Origin of the sequence: Dyella thiooxydans (genome assembly GCF_001641285.1) — a bacterium.
In the GTDB taxonomy this organism is placed as follows: domain Bacteria; phylum Pseudomonadota; class Gammaproteobacteria; order Xanthomonadales; family Rhodanobacteraceae; genus Dyella_A; species Dyella_A thiooxydans.
Genome location: NZ_CP014841.1, coordinates 1507601 through 1523664, shown reverse-complemented (window position 1 = coordinate 1523664; position 16064 = coordinate 1507601). Strand labels below are relative to the sequence as shown.

Sequence of the window (16064 nt, the reverse complement as noted above, 5' to 3'; positions counted from 1 at the left end):
GCGTCTGACTCAATCCTGGCGAGCGAGCAGCTTACTCGCCATCCTTGTCCTCGTCGTCGTCCTCATCGGGGACCTCTTCATCTTCCTTGCCCGGAGAGTGGACGATCTGAGGCTCCCCCATCTGACGATGCCCAAGCTCTGACTTCAGATCCATAGCGTTGCCAGAGGCGACCGCCGCTTGCAACGAGCTGCTTGCCCCAATCTCGCGCAACTTGGCGGCAAGCGAGTCCCTGTCTGCGTGACGCAGTTCGGCGTTGGCTCCGATCGCCTCCAGTAATTCGACCGTATGGCTCATCTTGAAATCCCCCTGCTTCAGTTTCCAGCGGTTAGTGAATCTCGACACCCCGACGTCAGGTGGGCAATCGAGCTGCTTCGGCATCCAGGGCCTCCAAGACGGCCCGGATTGCCAGATTCTGCTTTAGCGGGATCGCCGGCGGCACTACGACGGTCTCCTTGGCGGTCATGGCAACTTCGGGTAGCTCCCGAAGCGCTACGCGGACGATCTCCGGCTGTTGTATCGGCAGTGTTGGTGCACTGTAGACAATGACTTGGTGGTCCAGCGGGTAGTCCTCGGCCAATCGTTGAACGAGTACTCGCCGATAAGCCGCACCGGTGGAAAAGCGCGTGAGGGACAAGTCGCCAACCAGACCGGCCTGCCAAAGCACGAGGTACGCGGAAGGATCTATGCGGCGTTCGTATAGGAGGAGTTGGCTTGCTTCGAAATGCTGGCAGCCAAATCGCCCGGGGTCGATGCCGAGGTCGGCATAGAGGCAGTCTTCGGCAGAAATGCCTGGCTCCATATGGGCGAGGTACCCTTCGGACCGCGCCAGTTCGATTACCTTGTGGGGCGACCAGGCGAAGACCCCGGGGTGACCGTAGAAAACACCGCATACCCGCTTTCCCGCCCTGACTTCAGCCATCATCACTGACACCCACTCCTTGTAGGTGATCATGCGTGATTTACCGTGCCCGTAGTAGCCATGAAGGCTGCGCACGTCCGGGTGCATGCGTTCCAGCCACAGCGCCACGACGTGATCGGATACCGCGGTAAACACCACGTCGGCTTGCTGGATATGGCTGCGCGCCAGCGGCGTGAGATGCGAGCCCAGGGTCATGCCGACTCCCACGCAGGCGATGCTGCCGCGCGGGGCTTCGGCTGTGATCGGTTTCACGGAAGAAGTCATCCGTCGGATGTTACGGCGAATGACATGGAAAAGGGGAGACGCCCGACACGATGGTCAGGCGCTCCACACATGAAAGCGTTTACTTGTGTTCCAGCGCCTTCACGGCATCCAGCGTGTTCTCCACGTGCTTGTTCGGATTGAGCGCCGAGTACACGTAGGTGATCTTGCCGCTGGAATCGATGACGTACGAGGTACGGTCGGACCAGCCCGGACGCATCATCAGCGTGGCGTCGTACTGCTTGGCGACCTTGGCGCCCTCGTCGGCGGCCACCGGGAACTTGCCGCTGCAGTGCTCGGTTTCCTTCGAGAATGCCGCCAACTGGTCGGTATTGCCGGCAGTCACGCCAATCACCGTGGCGTGCATGGCCTTGAACTTGTCGATCGCCTGCGAGAACAGGTGGGCCTCGAGATTGCAGCCGGCCGTATGTGCCGCCGGGAAGAAGTACACCACCACCGGCCCTTTCTTCAGCGCGTCGGCCAGCTTGAAGGTGAAAGGCTGGCCGGCGAGGTAGGCGGGCAGGGTGAAGCCGGGAGCCTGGGCGCCTTCCTTGAGTGCTGCATGGGCGGGGGAAGCGAGGGCGGCGACGCCCACGAGGGCGAAAGCGGCCAGCTTGGACACGAACTTCATGGCGACACTCCTTGGGACAGGGCAGACCCGCTGTTATACGCGGGTTTGCCTGTCGTGGATGTTGCCGGCGTGCCTGGCGTGGTCGGCGCGGGCGCGGAATCCGCTATCAGACGGGCGTGCGCCGCTCGTACTCGTGCCGGAGGCCGGTCCAGCGATCCCAGAACGGCGCGGGCTGCTGCCCGGTGAGGCGGGCGACCAGCACGTCCAGGTGCATGTGCCAGCCGGTGCTGACATTCAACAGCGTGCTGCGCTCGTCGACACGGCGGTGGGTCACGCTGAGCAGCACTCCGTCCCGGTCCCCGTCCTCGGCCAGCACGAAGCTGACGCCGCCGGTGCTGCCCCAGGTGATGGCCAGCCGATGCGGCGGGTCGAGTTCGGTGATCCGGCAGCTCATGCGGTGCTCGTTGGGAAAGCCCTCGGGGCGCCGGCCCGGCGGATCGGTGAGCTCGTCGTTGCGCCAGACCAGCTCGACCTTCGCGCCGACCTCCATCGGCATGTCGCCGGCAGCCAGCCACTGGCGGCGCAGGTCGCTGTCGGTGAGGTAGGCCCACACGCGTTCGATGGGCCCGGGTAGGCGGCGCTGCACGGTGAGCGTGGTCGGCTCGGTGAGGGTGCCGTAGGCGTTCTGCAGGGTGCGTGCACTCATGGGGCGTCTCCTTTCCGGGATGACTTGGACGTGGTGGGGCTCTCCGACTGGAGGGCGTGTTCGAGCGCGTCCAGGCGCTGGGTCCAGAAGCGTTCGTAGAAGGTCAGCCAGGCATTGGCGCTGGCCAGCGGGCCGGGTTCGAGCCGGCAGAGATGGGTGCGACCGCGGATGTCGCGCCGGATCAGGCCGGCGTTCTCCAGCGTGCGGACGTGCTTGGAGGCGGCGGCGAGCGACATGGCGAAGGGTTCGGCCAGTTGGCCGACGGTGCGTTCACCCTGCGCCAGTTCGCGCAGCATGTGACGCCGGGTGGCATCGCCTAGGGCGTGGAAGATCGCGTCGAGCTGAGAAGATGCTTGCTCAACCATGGGGTTGAATATATGCCGGTCACGGGGAATATCAACCTTTTGGTTGAATGATCTTCCTGGGAGGGGGCCGCCACCAGGGCATCGCCTGAAGTCGGGTGGGTCCGCGTCGCGGTGAGATGCGGTCAGTCACGGCGATCGTCCGCGGGGTTATTCCCGTCACCGGTCCGCCCCGTCTCCGGAAATCACGCGGATCGAATGGGCTCAAATCGCTTCGAACGATTTTCCCGCCTGTCTCCAGTCCGGTTTGATGAAAATCCATCTGGCTGATTTAGATGCGGAAACAGCGCAAGTAATTACGTTAAAGGTCGGCGAAACCCTGTCGCTAATCCGCACGTGATGCACCGATATTTCCGGTGCCGCTGATGGTGGACCGCAAGCCGCTGCCGACGGGAATCACCGGTGCCGGAACGACGATTTCAAATCCACTCGCGAAGCCGGTTTTTCCCGCTCATCCAAACCGGCCCGGGTCATCTCTTGAAGGAGTAAGGGTATGGCAATTCCGCAGTTTTCCATCAAGGCCCGGCTGGCCGGGACGCTTGGCGTGCTTGCCGTGCTGCTCGGTGCGCTTGGCTTCATGTCCATCGTCGACCTGGACAGCAGCAAGGCCGCATTGCAGGACATGCACGCGAACAAGCTGGTACCCGCGATGGCGCTGGCCCGCGGGCTGGATCTGCTCGGTGCCGAGAGGACGGCCCTGCATCGCGCGGCTGCGGCGAGGGATCCGGCACTTGTCGCCAAGGCAAGGCAGGCCGAACAGGGCGATGACGGCCAGCTGGTGAAGCTGTTGGCCGCGTTCCATGGTGCAGTGCTCTCGTCGCAGGAGCAGCTCGTCGGCAAGCGGCTGGATCAGGACATGGGCGGCTTCCGCCAGAGCGTCGGTCTGACGCTCGACGAGCTGGGCTCGCAGAGATTCGACCAGGCGACGCAGACCCTGGACGGCCCGGGCGAGAAGAGCTATCTGGCGCTGCGTAGCGGCATCGGCGACTTGTTCACGCTGCAGGACTCGATCGCCAACGACGCCTACGCCGTCGACGAAGCGCGCGAGTCGCGCGCGGTGGACACGACCATCGGGTCGATCGCTTTCGGATTGCTCCTCAGTGCGGCGATCGGCTTCCGCCTGGTGCGTTCGATCTCGCGCTCGCTGGGTGATGCCATGCGGGTAGCCGACAACATTGCCGCTGGCAGGCTCAACAACCGCATCGACCGCATTCCCGGCGACGAGGTCGGCCGCCTGCTGCGCTCGCTGGCTGAGATGGACGCGAAGCTGACCAGCGTCGTGACGGACGTGCGCTTCGGTGCCGAGTCGGTGGGCACCGCAGCCCGGCAGATCGCCCAGGGCAACGACGACCTCAGCCAGCGCACGCAGGAGCAGGCCTCCAGCCTGGAGGAGACGGCCGCTTCGATGGAGGAGATGACTGCGACGGTCAAGCAGAACGCCGGCAACGCCGCACATGCCGACCGTCTGGTGCGCGATACGCGCGAGCAGGCCGAGCATGGTGGCAAGGTGGTGGCGCAGGTGGTCGAAGCGATGGCCGGCATCTCCGCCTCCAGCGGCAAGATCGCCGACATCGTGGGCATGATCGATGAAATCGCCTTCCAGACGAACCTGCTCGCGCTGAATGCCGCCGTGGAAGCCGCCCGTGCCGGCGAGCAGGGGCGCGGGTTCGCGGTGGTGGCCACCGAGGTGCGCAACCTGTCGCAGCGCAGTGCGGTGGCGGCGAAGGAGATCAAGGCGCTGATCGGCGACAGCGTGGAGCGGGTACGCCTCGGGTCGGAGCTGGTGGATGCCTCCGGCCGCTCGCTGGCGGCGATCGTCGACGGCGTGAAGAAGGTGAGCGACATCGTCTCGGAGATCGCCGCCGCCAGCGGCGAGCAGTCGGCCGGCATCGAGCAGGTCAACCTGGCGGTGACGCAGATGGACGAGGTCACCCAGCAGAACGCCGCACTGGTGGAGGAGGCCGCGTCGGCCAGTCGCGCCATGCACGAACAGGCCCACGTCCTGCAGCAGCGGGTGGCCTATTTCCGTCTCGACGAGGACCCGGTGCCGGCCATGACGGCCGGCCATATCGGGCGGACGCTGCCGCGAGGTGGAGTGGATACATCGGCGGCTTTGTTGCCGGCCCCCGACCTGGCCTGGGCGACTTCGTGAGTGGTCCGGGGCGCGGCGGATCCTGTTTCGCCGCTGCGTCCGCAGGGTAGTTTGTCGAGGCCGCCGGTACGTAGCGATGGCCGGTCGCCCCGGCTTCGCATGCGGATGGAAGGAGGGAGTGTGCCTGCGGGCGTATCGCGAGCCACGCCGGTGCTGGCGGCGAAATCCGCCGATGCATGCCTCGGGTGGTGGGCGGTTCCTGTACCCTTCCGCCGTCCAAGCAGGGGATCGCGATGCATCTGGAGTTGCCCAAGGTCAAGCTGGAATCGCTCAAGGATTTCGCCAAGCATTACTTCATGATCGTGCTGTCGATCCTCACGGCGCTTGGCCTCGAGGCATGGATCGAGCACGCGCACCATGCCGAGGCGGCCCGGGTCGCGGTCGAGCGGATGCAGCACGAGCTGCATGAGGACCTGGGCAACATCGACCGGTCGATGGCCCGCAACGACGCCACGCTGACAAACCTGCTCAAGCTCGACCGGCTTCTGCGTGCGGACATGGTTGCCGGCAAGTCCGACGCGCAGATCAACGCCGACATCCATCTTCACCGTGAACTGTTCGCGCTCAACCTGGACTTCCCGACGCTCGCCACCGATGCCTGGGATGTGGCGGTCGCCAACCAGTCGGCGGGTTGGGTGGATGCCCCGATGCTGCAGCGCTACTCCTCTGCCTACTCCTCGACGCGGGAGCTGGCGTCCTGGGTCCAGCACGATGCGGTGCTGCTGTTCAACGGGCCGCGCATGGTGGATTTTTTCACCGACCTGCAGACGGACCAGCCGGTGGCGCCGCGTGACTTCCTCTATGAAGTGCGGCAGATGACCACCACCATCCACTCCACCCAGGGCGAGTTGCGCTCGGTGCGCGACGAACTTCGCAAGGATCTCGGACTGCCACCGGACAGCCCCACGCAGTCATGAAACGCGAGGTGGCTCAGCGGCGGGTCGCGAACACCCCGTCCAGCGCCAGCTCTGCCTTGAAGCCGGCGCGTTCCAGCCGGCGCGCCACTTCGCGCGGCACGTCGCGGCCGCTGGTCAGCCTGTTCGGGTTGCCGGTGTAGTGGAACAGCCGGCCGCCCCGGCGCAGCACGCGGGCGAGCTGGTCGTAGAAGGTCTGCGCATACAGCTCGCCGGCGATGCCGAAGCGCGGCGGGTCGTGCAGCAGGGCGTCCATCGACCCGTCGGCGATGCCGGCGATGGCGTCGGTCACGTCGGCATGGGTCAGCGCAAGGCGGCCACCGCTGACGGGCGCGTCCGGATCGGGCGACCACGGGTTGATCGTGCGCAGCCACAGCACGTCGGCGTTCTTCTCGAACGACTGCATGTGCGCGACGCCGGCCTCCAGGCAGCAGGCGGCGAAGTAGCCCAGACCGCCGCAGGTATCGAGCACGCGCTTGCCGCGCGGCTCGACCAGCGCCACCTTGCGGCGCGCGTCGTCCAGCGGCGACTCCTTCGCCGAGGGCAGCATCTTGATGCCGTCGATCTCGAAGGTCGGCACGTCCCACTCGGTGGGCACCAGCTTGATCAGCGAGCCGGAGAAGCGTGAGACCGGGGCAAACGCCTCGCCGTCCCACCAGTACAGGGTGCGCTCCTTGAGCTTGCCGGGATAGGGGTAATGCTGATCGCGCCACTGCCAGTGCCCGGGGCCCAGGTGCGCTTCGCCGGTGGATCGACCCAGGTCGAGCGAGCCGCGCCAGATTGCGTCGCCACGGCCGACCGCGTCCAGCAGGGCGGTGCCGGTCGCACGGGTCAGCAGGGGGCCGGTGTAATGGGTCAACGCGGGTTCCGAGGGGCACGGCAGGGGCGGCATGGTAACCCAGCCCGGGCGGCCAGCCGGCCGCGCGTGCGTTGCAGCATGCGCCCGGTCCGTACCTGCTCGTATGCTCGCGCGGTCACCCACGCCACGGACACCGACAGCCGCATGACGACTGCCATCCTGCCGCGCGCCATCCGCGGCCCCGCCCTGCGCCGGGCACTGATCGGCGGTGCCCAGCGGGTGATCGCCGGGCGCGACGGACTGAACCGCATCAATGTGTTTCCGGTGGCCGACGGCGATACCGGCAACAATCTCGCCTTCACCATGGGCAGCGTGCTGAGCGGTGCGCTCAGTCGTCGCGCTCCGGGCGTGGGCGAGCTGCTGCGCCGGGTCGGCGAGGACGCGGTGGACGGCGGGCGCGGCAATTCCGGCGCGATCCTGGCGCAGTTCCTCACCGGCGTGGCAGCGGACCTGGGCGATCGCATCGCCGTGGCTCCCGCTCGGCTGGCGCAGGCGGTGCAGGCGGGCGCACGCGCTGCACGCGAGGCCGTCGCCGAGCCGCGCGAAGGCACCATGCTCAGCGTGATTGCCGCCTTCGCCGAGGCGCTGGAGGTCCGGGAGGATGTGCGCGACCTGAAAGCCTGGTTCGGTGACGCGCTGGACCGTGCCCGCCGGGCGCTGGCGCATACGCCGCAACAGCTGCCGGTGCTGCTCAAGGCAGGGGTGGTGGATGCTGGCGCGCAGGGTTTCGTGCACCTGCTCGAAGGCATTGGCGCGGTGCTCGGCGGCGAGGCGGTGGCAGTGGACGTGGCGGTGCCCGAGCTGGACCCGGTGCATGTCCACGGCGACGACGCGCTGGCCGATGCCGATCCCGCGCATCGCTGGTGCAGCGAGTGCCTGATCAGCGGCGACGACCTGCATCCGGCCGCGGTGCGTGAAGCCGTCGCTTCGCTGGGCGCGTCGTGCGTGGTGGTCGCCGGTTCCACCACGCGGATGCGCCTGCACGCACACGTGGCCTCGCCGCAGGCGCTATTCGAACTGGCCGCGCGCTTTGGCCGGGTCGAGTCGACCAAGGCCGACGACATGCAGGCGCAGGCGCGCAGCGCTGCCGATGCCAGCGCGGTGGCCATCGTCACCGACAGTTCCGCGGACCTGCCCGAGGGGCTGGCCGAGGCGCTGCATCTGCACGTGGTGCCGCTGCGGCTCAACTTCGGCGAGCAGGATTACCTGGACAAGGTCGGCATGACGCCGGCGCAGTTCTACGCCCGCCTGCGCCACAGCGATGTGCTGCCGCGGACCAGCCAGCCGGCGCCGGGCGATTTCCGGCGGCAGTTCGACTTCCTGCTCGCCCATCATCCGGCGGTGGTCTACATCGGCGTGGCACGCGCGGTGTCCGGCACCATCCAGTCGGCCGAGACCGCTGCGCAGCGCGGCGACGCGGCGCGCACCACCATCGTCGACAGCGCGAATGCCGCTGGCGGCCAGGCGCTGCTCGCCATCGCCGCCGCCGAAGCGGCGCGCGAAGGCGCCGACGTCGAGACCATCGTGACGCGGCTGGATGCGCTGCGCCCGCGCACCCTGACCTGGGCGATGACCCGCGACCTGACCATGCCGGTGCGCGGCGGACGCTTGCCGGCGTGGAGCAAGACCGTGGTCGAGCTGCTGGGGCTGGTGCCGATCGCGCGGGTCAAGCCAAGCGGCAAACTTGGCGTGGTCGGCGGACTGTTCGGTCGCCAGCGGCTGGTCGAGCGTTTCGCCGGCTATATCGCACGGCGCCTGCCGGCCGACGCGCGCTGGCGGGTGATCGTCGGCCATTGCGATGCGGCGGTGGAAGGCGCGGCGCTGCTGGACGCACTGCGCGAGCGGCTGCCTTGCCGCGAGTCGTGGCTGGTCGAGACCGGTCCGGCGATCGGCGCGCATGCCGGGCCGGGCACGCTGGTGGTCAGCGTGCAACCGGAGCAGGGCTGAGCGATGGTCGGGCCGATCGCATCGGTGACATGGGCCCTCACGCTGGCGCTGATCGCGCTGGCCTACCTGCTTGGCTCGCTGTCCGGCAGCCTGCTGCTGGGCGGGCTGCGCGGCGTGGATATCCGCACCCTGGGTAGCGGCAACGCGGGCGGTACCAACGCACTGCGCACGCAGGGCTGGCGCTTCGCGCTGGGTACGGTGCTGATCGATATCGGCAAGGGTGCACTGGCGACCTGGCTCGCGGTGCACTGGATGCCCGATGCAACGCGTGCCTGGGCCGAATACCTGGCCGCGCTGGCGGCCGTGGCCGGTCATGTCTGGCCCCTGTTCCACGGCTTCCGCGGCGGCAAGGGAGCGGCCACCCTGGTCGGTGCGCTCGCAGTGGCCTGGCCGGGCGCGTTGCCGGTGATCCTCGTCGTATGGCTGCTGTGCCTGCTGTCCACCGGCTACGTGGGGCTGTCTACCGTGCTGGCGGCGCTCAGCCTGCCGCTGTTCGCGCTGGCGGTCTGGGCCGGGGCGATCCGGCTGGGCTTCGCAGTCGTCGTCGCCGCGCTGGTGGTCTACACCCACCGCGCCAACCTGGCGCGACTGCGGGCGGGCACCGAGTCGCGCTTCGAGCGGGTGCGGGTGTTCCGGCGGCGGCCGGAAAAGCCCTGAGGCGAGACATCCCGGGCGCTTGCGCGTCCCGGGTCGGAAGGGTGGTCAGAGCCGGCGGTGCAGCCGCAACAGCGTCTGGCCTTCGAACTTGCCCGCCGGTGCCGGCGACTGCTGGTAGGCGACGAAGCCGTTGCGCTCCAACACCCGCAGGGAGGCGAGGTTGCTGGCCAGGCAGGTACTCAGCAAGGCCTTGAGACGAAGGTGGGCGCTCGCGAACTGCACGGCGAGCGCCGTGGCCGCCGTTGCCACGCCACGGTGCTGATATGGCGTGGCGACCCAGTAGTCGAGATGCGCCCGACCCACCGTTGCGTCGATGTCGTTGAGGCTCAGGACGCCGCGAAAGGCGTCGTCTTCGGTGATCGCGAAGACGGTGGCGTGGCCCTCGTCGATCCGGCGCGCGACCGTCGCGTACCAGGCGATGGCGCCGTGGTCGGGATAGGGCGAAGGCACGTAGCTGCTCGCACCGATGGCCGGATCGGAGGCGTATCGCTGGACGTCGGGAAGGTGCGCTTCGGCGATCGGAGTCAGCTGGAGCATGGGATAGGCCGTCCATGGTGCGGGCGACGCCGCTGCTTTCCTTTGCTTCATTGCAGCGGTGTAGCGTCGGAGGGTGCGTCGGCCGCCATGCCGACGATCAGGATGGCCGCCAGCGTGGCGGTAACGCCGCGTCACCACAAGCGCACATGGTCGGGATGTCGCTGGATGTCGTTACGCTTGAGGGAATACGGAGACGAACGCGCGGGGCAGGGATGACGAAGCAGTTGCGGGTGGCGGTGATCGGCTACGGCAGTGGCGGGCAGGCGACGGCACTGCTGCTTTCGCGCGACGGCCACCGGGTGGAAGTGTTCGAACGGGTACCGCAGCCGGGGCCGGTCGGTGCCGGTTTCCTGCTGCAGCCGGTGGGGTTGCGCGTGCTGTGGGAACTGGGCCTGCTCGACGCCGTGCTGGCGCATGGCCGGCGGATCGGCCGACTGTTCGGCGAGACCGTGGCTGGGCGGGCGGTGATGGACATGCGCTACGCGGAACTGGATGCGCGCCTGTTCGGCCTCGGCCTGCAGCGCGGCGCGCTGTTCCAGCTGCTCGACGCGGCGTGGCAGTCCGGGCGCTGCCTGCGTGCCGGCAGCGCGATCGTCGAGATCGATGTCGAGGCCGGGCGGCTGGTCGATGGCGAGGGCCGGGTTCACGACGGCTTCGACCTGATGGTGGTTGCCGACGGTTCGGCTTCGTCGTTGCGCGGGCAGATCGCGCCGCCCCTGCTGGACCGGCCGTATCCATGGGGCGCGCAGTGGTGCCTGGTCGAACAGGCGCAGTGGCCCTGGGTGGATGAATTGCGCCAGCGCTACGTGGCGGCGCGACGCATGGCCGGCGTGCTGCCGGTGGGCACGCGACCGGACGATCCGGCGCCGAAGATGAGCTTCTTCTGGAGCCTGCCGTCGGCAGCGCTGGACGCCAGCGGCGACGCGGAGGAGCCCTGGCGGGCCGAGTTGGCAGCGGTGTGGCCCGAGGCGGCCGAACGCCTCGCCACGACACCGGTGCCGCAGGGCCTGGCCGCCGCGCGCTACCGGGACGCCGTGCATCGGCAGTGGCACCGCGGCCGTGCCGTACTGCTGGGTGATGCGGCCCACGCGATGAGCCCGCAGCTGGGGCAGGGCGTCAACATGGCGTTGCTGGATGCGCTGGCCCTGCGCGACAGCCTGCGGCTCGCCGGCAGCGTGTCCGAAGCGCTTGGCTGCTACCAGGCCGAGCGCCGGACTCACCTGGGCGTCTACCATTTCTGGAGCCGCTGGCTCACGCCACTGTTCCAGTCCGGACAGCGCCTCAGCCCGACGCTGCGCGATGCACTGTTCCATCCGCTGTCACGCATGCCCGGCGGTCGTGGCCAGATGCTGCGCGTGCTGACCGGCACCCGGCGCGGCTGGTGGGGCACGGTGGCGTTGCCGCCCGCGTTCCTGGCGAGGCTGGAGTCGTCGGCAGGAGCTGCTGTCGGCCGCTCGTCCGAAGCGACCACCCCGGGTTGAGTGCGGTCGGCGCGGGGGCATTCATGCCTGGCAGGCACGAGTGATGTGAGCGCAGAAGGGATGGGGCTGTGGCAGGACACCCTCTACCCTATGCCGCATCGGGTCCCGGATGTCCCGGGGCTCCTCCCGTTCGGAAACATCTCCCATGCATCTGTCCGCCTCTCCCGAGGCGCCCGTGACGCTTCGTCGCGGCACCCTGTTCGCGATGGCGCTGGCCTGTGGCACCGCGGTGGCGAACATCTATTACAACCAGCCGATGCTCGGCATGATCGCCGCGCGCTTCCCTGCCGACGGCGTGGCCGGTCTGGTGGCGACCCTGACCCAGGTGGGCTACGCGCTGGGCCTGCTGTTGCTGCTGCCGCTGGGCGACCTGCACGAGCGCCGGCGGCTGATCGTGATCCAGTTCGTCGCAGTGGCGATCGCCTCGGCGGCCGCGGCGCTGTCGCCCACCGCGGCGACCCTGCTGGCCGCCTCGCTGGCGCTGGGGGCGGCGTCGACGGTGGCGCAGCAGATCGTGCCCTTCGTGGCGATCCTGGCCGAGCCCTCGCGGCGCGGTGCTGCGATCGGTTTCGTGATGAGCGGGCTGCTCACCGGCATCCTGATCAGTCGCACGCTGGCCGGCTTCGTCGCCGAGCACCTCGGCTGGCAGGCGATGTTCTGGGTGGCGGTGCCGATCGCGCTGGGCAGTGCAGTGCTGATGCGACTGAGTCTGCCGGCGCATCATCCGCGGCAGTCGTTGCGTTACGGCGCACTGCTCGCCTCGCTGGTCCGGTTGTGGCGGACCGAGCCGGTGCTGCGCCGCGCGGGCCTCACCCAGGGCATGCTGTTCGCCGCCTTCACCACGTTCTGGACCATCCTCGCGCTCCGCCTGCAGCAGCCGCGCTTCCACCTTGGTCCGGATGTGGCCGGCCTGTTCGGCGTGGTCGGCGCGGTCGGTGTGGCGATGGCGCCGCTGGCCGGACGGGTGGCCGACCGGCGTGGGCCGTATCGGGTGATTTCGCTCGGTACTGCTGCGGCTTTGCTGGCCTGGCTCGTCTTCGGCGCGTGGCAGACGATCGCCGGCATGGTGGTCGGCGTGGTGCTGCTGGATTTCGGCGTGCAGGTGTCGCTGGTCTCGCACCAGCACCTGATCTACGGCCTGCACCCGGAGTACAAGAGCCGGCTCAACACCGTGTTCATGACCACGATGTTCTTCGGTGGCTCGCTCGGCTCGATCGGGGCGGCGTTCGCGTGGCATCACCTCGGCTGGTCCGGCGTCAGTCTGTTCGGCGGTGCGCTGGCACTGGTGGCGCTGGGCTCGCAGTGGCGTGCCCATCGGCTGGAGCAGCAGCGAGTGGCGACGGTGAGCTGATTCCGGGCTTGTGTCCTGCCACCGATGTCGCCACCTCGAGCTTCGGGTGACAGGAGGCAGGCGAAATGCGGAGTAGGGCGAGGCGGTGGTCGATGCAGGTCGTGATGCTGCTGGCGGTCTCGTCCGCGGCGGCCGGGTCGGCCGCAAGGCGGGTGCTGTTCGTCGGCAACAGCCTGACCTACGTGAACAATCTGCCGGCCGCGTTCGCGTCGCTGGCGCCTGCCGGCCAGCCACTGTCGGTCGATGCCTTCGCCCGGCCGGGGGCGCGGTTGCAGGACGACCTCGGCGATCCGGCGCTGGCGCGGCTTCTGGCCAAGGGGAAATACACCGACGTGGTATTCCAGGAGCGGGGCGGTATCGCGGTATGCATGCCGCCGACCGGGCACTGCCGGGAGCTGGCTGCAGCTGCGCAGGCCAGTGAGACCCTTGCCCGGGCCGCTCGTGCCGGAGGCGCCCGCGTGTTCTATCTCGGTACCTGGCAGCTGAACCCGCAGGTCGAGCCGTGGTTGGTGCGTGGCGAGCGTCGTATCGCCACGCGGATGCGGGCGCACTACATCCCGATCGGCAGCGACTGGATCGCGTTGCGCTCCGCCCATCCCCGGGAGGACTGGCTGGCGCCCGACGGCGAGCATCCCGGCAGGGCCACCACGGCGCTGCTCGCCGTGCGGACCTGGCAGGTGGTCACCGGGCATGCTGCCACGCGTGTTCCGTGTGTCGGTGGGCCGCTCTATACGCACGCGCCCGGCGAGCATGGCTTTTTCCGGGTCGCTCCGCTGGCCCGGCCGGTCACCTGCCTGGTGTCAGCGTCCCTGTTGCCCGCGCTGCGGGGTCGGTCCCGTTAGTGCAGCACCGTGGGCAGGTCGAGCCGGCGCATGGCCGAGAGCGTGAGCACCAGCTCGCGGTAGCTGGCAGCGAGCTGCTCGTACAGCGCGGCATAGGCGCGGCGGCTGGCGTCGGCCACGCCCTGGTAGGCGGAGCGGCCGATGTCGATGTAGTAGCCGACACTGACGCGGCGCCGTTCGGCCAGCTGCGGGAACAAGCCGGCGACCAGCAGGCAGCGGTCACCGACGTCACGCAGCGAATCGGTGCGTGCGGTGCCGACCAGCTCGAGCGCCGCCAGCCAGTCCAGGCCGTGGGTGTGGGAGAGCAGCTGCGCATCGCGCTGGAAGCGCAGCAGCACGAAAACCAGATGGCTCTCGCGCGCCTCGTCCAGCGGGTGCCCGGCGTGGCGGGCGGCTTCCTGCACGAGTTCCTGCCAGACCTGCGCCGGCGTGCCTTGATGGAATGCATCGATCATGTCGCGTACCCCCTGTTGGTGCTCGACGATTCGAGCCTAGCCTTCATCCAGGGAAATTGCGCGGCAGCCGGAAGCGCCGACTGCTAACAGTCGTGGCGCACATCACGCTTTGCCGTGAGGCCGATCCCGCCGCGGGGGCGGGATCGGCCGGACGCTTACTGTGCCGGCGCGCCGGCGGGTGCGGTCCACAGCTTCGCCTCGACCGGGCCGCCGAGCATCTGCTGGCGCACCAGCGGAATCGGCGGGCCGCCGTAGCTGAGGAACTGGTCGTGGAAGGCTTTCAGCGCATCCGGTCCCGGGTGTTTGGCCATCCAGTCTTGGCGCAGCTGCATGATCATCAGCTTGCCCAGCGTGTAGTTGAGATAGGCCGGGTCATAGGTACCGCGCGCGGCCTGCTGGCGGGCGCTGCCCGGGTCCTGGAAGGCCTGCTCGCGGAACATCTTCTCCGACTCGGCCATGCTCATGCCGCCGGTGTGCAGGCCGATCGCCGAGAGGTAGCGCACGTCGCGCAGCAGCGCATTGGTGAGCTGGCCGATGTGCACTTCCGGCGTGGCACCGTCGACGCCCTGGTCGTACATCATTTCCTCGGCGTAGTGCGCCCAGCCCTCGGCATAGGCGTAGCCGACGAACAGCCGGCCGAACATCCACTGCGCGCGGTTGGCATGCAGGAACTGCAGGAAGTGACCCGGCCACACCTCGTGCGAGGAGACGAACAGCAACGCCGCCTTGCCCGGCACGTAGGCGGCCTGGTCGGCCTTGCTCCAGTGCGGGTCGGGCGGGGCGATGTAGTAGACCGACGGCAGGTTCTTCTCGTACGGACCGGGAATCTCGATGTAGGCGAAGTTCCAGCGGTTGAACGGCGGGGCCTCCTCCACCTTGGCCTGCTCGTCGCCGGGAATCGTCACCAGGTTCTTGTCGACGATGAACTGGCGCAGCCCGGCCAGCTGCTTGCGCGCGCCTTCGACCGCACCGCCGGTGGGCTTGTCCGCGGCCTCCTTGGCCACGCAGGCGGCCAGCGACTTGCCGGGGGCGAACTGGTCACAGGCGCTCTTCAGCGAGGCGAGGTTGCGCTTGAGGTCCGACTCGCCGATCGCCTTGAGCCGGTCCAGCGGCAGGTCGACCCGCTCGGTCGCCCTGAGCATGGCGGCGAACTTGTCCGCGCCCAGCGCGAAGTCCTGGGTGGCATGCGGCTTCTGCGCCTTGAGCCAGTCGGCCAGTTCCTGCGCGGCCTTGATCGCCGCGGCGTTGGCGGTCTTGAAGCGCGCCTGCAGGGCCGGGTCCTTCACGCTGGCGAAGATGCCCGGCACGTCGTGTTTGAAGAACGCGGCGTAGCCGCCGAAGGAATTGACGCCCAGGTCGATGTAGCTCGCCGGCAGCGGCAGCTTCAGGTTCGCCTTCACCTGCGCCAGCGCGGTCGGCAGCGCCTCCTCGTAGCGCACGAAGGCCGCCATGCGGTCGGCCAGCGGCGCGTACGGCCGGGTCACGTACATGCTCGGCGAAAGGTGGTCGGTGTAGAAGGCCGGGTTGGAATAGGGGAAGCCGGACTGCTCCAGCCAGAACAGCTGCCCGTCGATCACCGCCAGCACGTAGTCGCGATGGAAGCGGCCCTCGGCGTCGAGGCTGTCGTCGGTGAAGGCGGTGAACTTGCTGCGCTCGTCGTGCAGCCAGGTCGCCATCGCCTTCAGGCCGTCCGCACTGTAGTCCGGCAGCTTGCCGTCGTACTCGTGCTTGCCGGCATTGGCGGCGAACACCGGATCGTGGTCGAACATGCCCTGGATGAAGCCATCGACCGCGGTGGCCAGATCGGCGTCGCGGTTGGCCACCGGCTTGGCCGGCGCGGTGACGGCCGGCGCCGGGGTCGCGGCCTGGCTGGCCGGTAGAGCCTTGTCCTGCGAGCAGCTGGCCAGCAGCGTGGCGGCGATGACGGCGGATAGCGTGAGCGTGCGCAACGGTCGCATGGTGACTCTCCCCGGGGTGTGTCTGACCCGCCGACATTAGGTGCTTCCGCCGCACGGGGCAATCACAGGCGGTGGGGCATGCGGGAGGTGA

General features: G+C 68.6%; 16 protein-coding genes. 7 read left to right on the top strand and 9 right to left on the bottom strand.

The window, feature by feature from the left end; translation table 11 throughout:
* Positions 1-31: 31 nt before the first annotated feature.
* The 5 genes from ATSB10_RS06980 to ATSB10_RS06960 form a co-directional block, all read right to left on the bottom strand.
* Positions 32-379 carry a hypothetical protein gene (locus ATSB10_RS06980; protein ID WP_236886515.1) on the bottom strand — a complete coding sequence of 116 codons (348 nt, stop codon included), beginning with the start codon at positions 377-379 and terminating at the stop codon, positions 32-34.
* Positions 351-1172 carry an SAM-dependent methyltransferase gene (locus ATSB10_RS06975; protein WP_484488884.1) on the bottom strand — a complete coding sequence of 274 codons (822 nt, stop codon included), beginning with the start codon at positions 1170-1172 and terminating at the stop codon, positions 351-353. The genes ATSB10_RS06980 and ATSB10_RS06975 overlap by 29 nt, the downstream gene beginning before the upstream one ends.
* 91 nt (positions 1173-1263) lie before the next feature.
* Complete coding sequence (locus tag ATSB10_RS06970; RefSeq protein ID WP_063671582.1) at positions 1264-1812, bottom strand: peroxiredoxin; 549 nt, start codon at positions 1810-1812, stop codon at positions 1264-1266.
* Between the two features lie 106 nt (positions 1813-1918).
* Complete coding sequence (locus tag ATSB10_RS06965) at positions 1919-2458, bottom strand: SRPBCC family protein (RefSeq protein ID WP_063671580.1); 540 nt, start codon at positions 2456-2458, stop codon at positions 1919-1921.
* Positions 2455-2823 carry an ArsR/SmtB family transcription factor gene (locus ATSB10_RS06960; protein WP_063671579.1) on the bottom strand — a complete coding sequence of 123 codons (369 nt, stop codon included), beginning with the start codon at positions 2821-2823 and terminating at the stop codon, positions 2455-2457. Before ATSB10_RS06960 ends, ATSB10_RS06965 begins: the two co-directional genes overlap by 4 nt.
* Before the next feature lie 490 nt (positions 2824-3313).
* On the opposite strand from ATSB10_RS06960, the gene ATSB10_RS19820 reads away from it, so the two are divergent.
* Together ATSB10_RS19820 and ATSB10_RS06950 are read left to right on the top strand one after the other, a co-directional pair.
* On the top strand, positions 3314-4972 hold the full coding sequence (locus ATSB10_RS19820; RefSeq protein WP_063671577.1) for a methyl-accepting chemotaxis protein: 1659 nt from the start codon (positions 3314-3316) through the stop codon (positions 4970-4972).
* A gap of 233 nt (positions 4973-5205) precedes the next feature.
* The gene (locus tag ATSB10_RS06950; protein WP_063671575.1) at positions 5206-5889 is read left to right on the top strand and encodes a hypothetical protein; all 684 of its coding nucleotides are present in this window, start codon (positions 5206-5208) and stop codon (positions 5887-5889) included.
* A 13-nt stretch (positions 5890-5902) separates the two neighbouring features.
* Here ATSB10_RS06950 and ATSB10_RS06945 read toward each other — a convergent pair whose 3' ends face one another.
* Positions 5903-6778, bottom strand: coding sequence for a class I SAM-dependent methyltransferase (locus tag ATSB10_RS06945; protein WP_205631104.1), 876 nt, complete (start codon positions 6776-6778; stop codon positions 5903-5905).
* Positions 6779-6889: 111 nt separating this feature from the next.
* Between ATSB10_RS06945 and ATSB10_RS06940 the strand changes: the two genes are divergently transcribed.
* Together ATSB10_RS06940 and plsY are read left to right on the top strand one after the other, a co-directional pair.
* Positions 6890-8692, top strand: a complete 1803-nt coding sequence (locus ATSB10_RS06940) for a DegV family protein (RefSeq protein ID WP_063671571.1) — start codon at positions 6890-6892, stop codon at positions 8690-8692.
* 24 nt (positions 8693-8716) lie between these two features.
* Complete coding sequence (gene plsY / locus ATSB10_RS06935; RefSeq protein WP_205631103.1) at positions 8717-9349, top strand: glycerol-3-phosphate 1-O-acyltransferase PlsY; 633 nt, start codon at positions 8717-8719, stop codon at positions 9347-9349.
* A gap of 45 nt (positions 9350-9394) precedes the next feature.
* Here the strand turns inward: plsY and ATSB10_RS06930 are convergent, their stop codons facing one another.
* Positions 9395-9886, bottom strand: a complete 492-nt coding sequence (locus ATSB10_RS06930) for a GNAT family N-acetyltransferase (RefSeq protein WP_063671567.1) — start codon at positions 9884-9886, stop codon at positions 9395-9397.
* A gap of 212 nt (positions 9887-10098) precedes the next feature.
* On the opposite strand from ATSB10_RS06930, the gene ATSB10_RS06925 reads away from it, so the two are divergent.
* From ATSB10_RS06925 to ATSB10_RS06915, 3 genes are all read left to right on the top strand, one after another.
* Positions 10099-11367 carry an FAD-dependent oxidoreductase gene (locus ATSB10_RS06925; protein WP_063671565.1) on the top strand — a complete coding sequence of 423 codons (1269 nt, stop codon included), beginning with the start codon at positions 10099-10101 and terminating at the stop codon, positions 11365-11367.
* 175 nt (positions 11368-11542) lie between these two features.
* On the top strand, positions 11543-12718 hold the full coding sequence (locus ATSB10_RS06920) for an MFS transporter (protein WP_236886514.1): 1176 nt from the start codon (positions 11543-11545) through the stop codon (positions 12716-12718).
* 92 nt (positions 12719-12810) lie between these two features.
* Positions 12811-13560, top strand: coding sequence for an SGNH/GDSL hydrolase family protein (locus ATSB10_RS06915; RefSeq protein WP_063671562.1), 750 nt, complete (start codon positions 12811-12813; stop codon positions 13558-13560).
* Here the strand turns inward: ATSB10_RS06915 and ATSB10_RS06910 are convergent.
* The gene (locus ATSB10_RS06910; protein ID WP_063671561.1) at positions 13557-14015 is read right to left on the bottom strand and encodes a hypothetical protein; all 459 of its coding nucleotides are present in this window, start codon (positions 14013-14015) and stop codon (positions 13557-13559) included. The genes ATSB10_RS06915 and ATSB10_RS06910 overlap by 4 nt on opposite strands.
* Before the next feature lie 155 nt (positions 14016-14170).
* Entirely contained in the window at positions 14171-15973 is a 1803-nt protein-coding gene (locus ATSB10_RS06905; RefSeq protein ID WP_063671559.1) for a DUF885 domain-containing protein, read from the bottom strand.
* Positions 15974-16064 lie beyond the last annotated feature (91 nt).

Bases quoted from the DNA above. Each gene is read 5' to 3' on its own strand.
- ATSB10_RS06980 (WP_236886515.1), bottom strand. From the start codon at position 379: ATGCCGAAGCAGCTCGATTGCCCACCTGACGTCGGGGTGTCGAGATTC.
- ATSB10_RS06970 (WP_063671582.1), bottom strand. From the start codon at position 1,812: ATGAAGTTCGTGTCCAAGCTGGCCGCTTTCGCCCTCGTGGGCGTCGCC.
- ATSB10_RS06965 (WP_063671580.1), bottom strand. From the start codon at position 2,458: ATGAGTGCACGCACCCTGCAGAACGCCTACGGCACCCTCACCGAGCCG.
- ATSB10_RS06960 (WP_063671579.1), bottom strand. From the start codon at position 2,823: ATGGTTGAGCAAGCATCTTCTCAGCTCGACGCGATCTTCCACGCCCTA.
- ATSB10_RS19820 (WP_063671577.1), top strand. From the start codon at position 3,314: ATGGCAATTCCGCAGTTTTCCATCAAGGCCCGGCTGGCCGGGACGCTT.
- ATSB10_RS06950 (WP_063671575.1), top strand. From the start codon at position 5,206: ATGCATCTGGAGTTGCCCAAGGTCAAGCTGGAATCGCTCAAGGATTTC.
- ATSB10_RS06945 (WP_205631104.1), bottom strand. From the start codon at position 6,778: ATGCCGCCCCTGCCGTGCCCCTCGGAACCCGCGTTGACCCATTACACC.
- ATSB10_RS06940 (WP_063671571.1), top strand. From the start codon at position 6,890: ATGACGACTGCCATCCTGCCGCGCGCCATCCGCGGCCCCGCCCTGCGC.
- ATSB10_RS06930 (WP_063671567.1), bottom strand. From the start codon at position 9,886: ATGCTCCAGCTGACTCCGATCGCCGAAGCGCACCTTCCCGACGTCCAG.
- ATSB10_RS06925 (WP_063671565.1), top strand. From the start codon at position 10,099: ATGACGAAGCAGTTGCGGGTGGCGGTGATCGGCTACGGCAGTGGCGGG.
- ATSB10_RS06915 (WP_063671562.1), top strand. From the start codon at position 12,811: ATGCAGGTCGTGATGCTGCTGGCGGTCTCGTCCGCGGCGGCCGGGTCG.
- ATSB10_RS06910 (WP_063671561.1), bottom strand. From the start codon at position 14,015: ATGATCGATGCATTCCATCAAGGCACGCCGGCGCAGGTCTGGCAGGAA.
- ATSB10_RS06905 (WP_063671559.1), bottom strand. From the start codon at position 15,973: ATGCGACCGTTGCGCACGCTCACGCTATCCGCCGTCATCGCCGCCACG.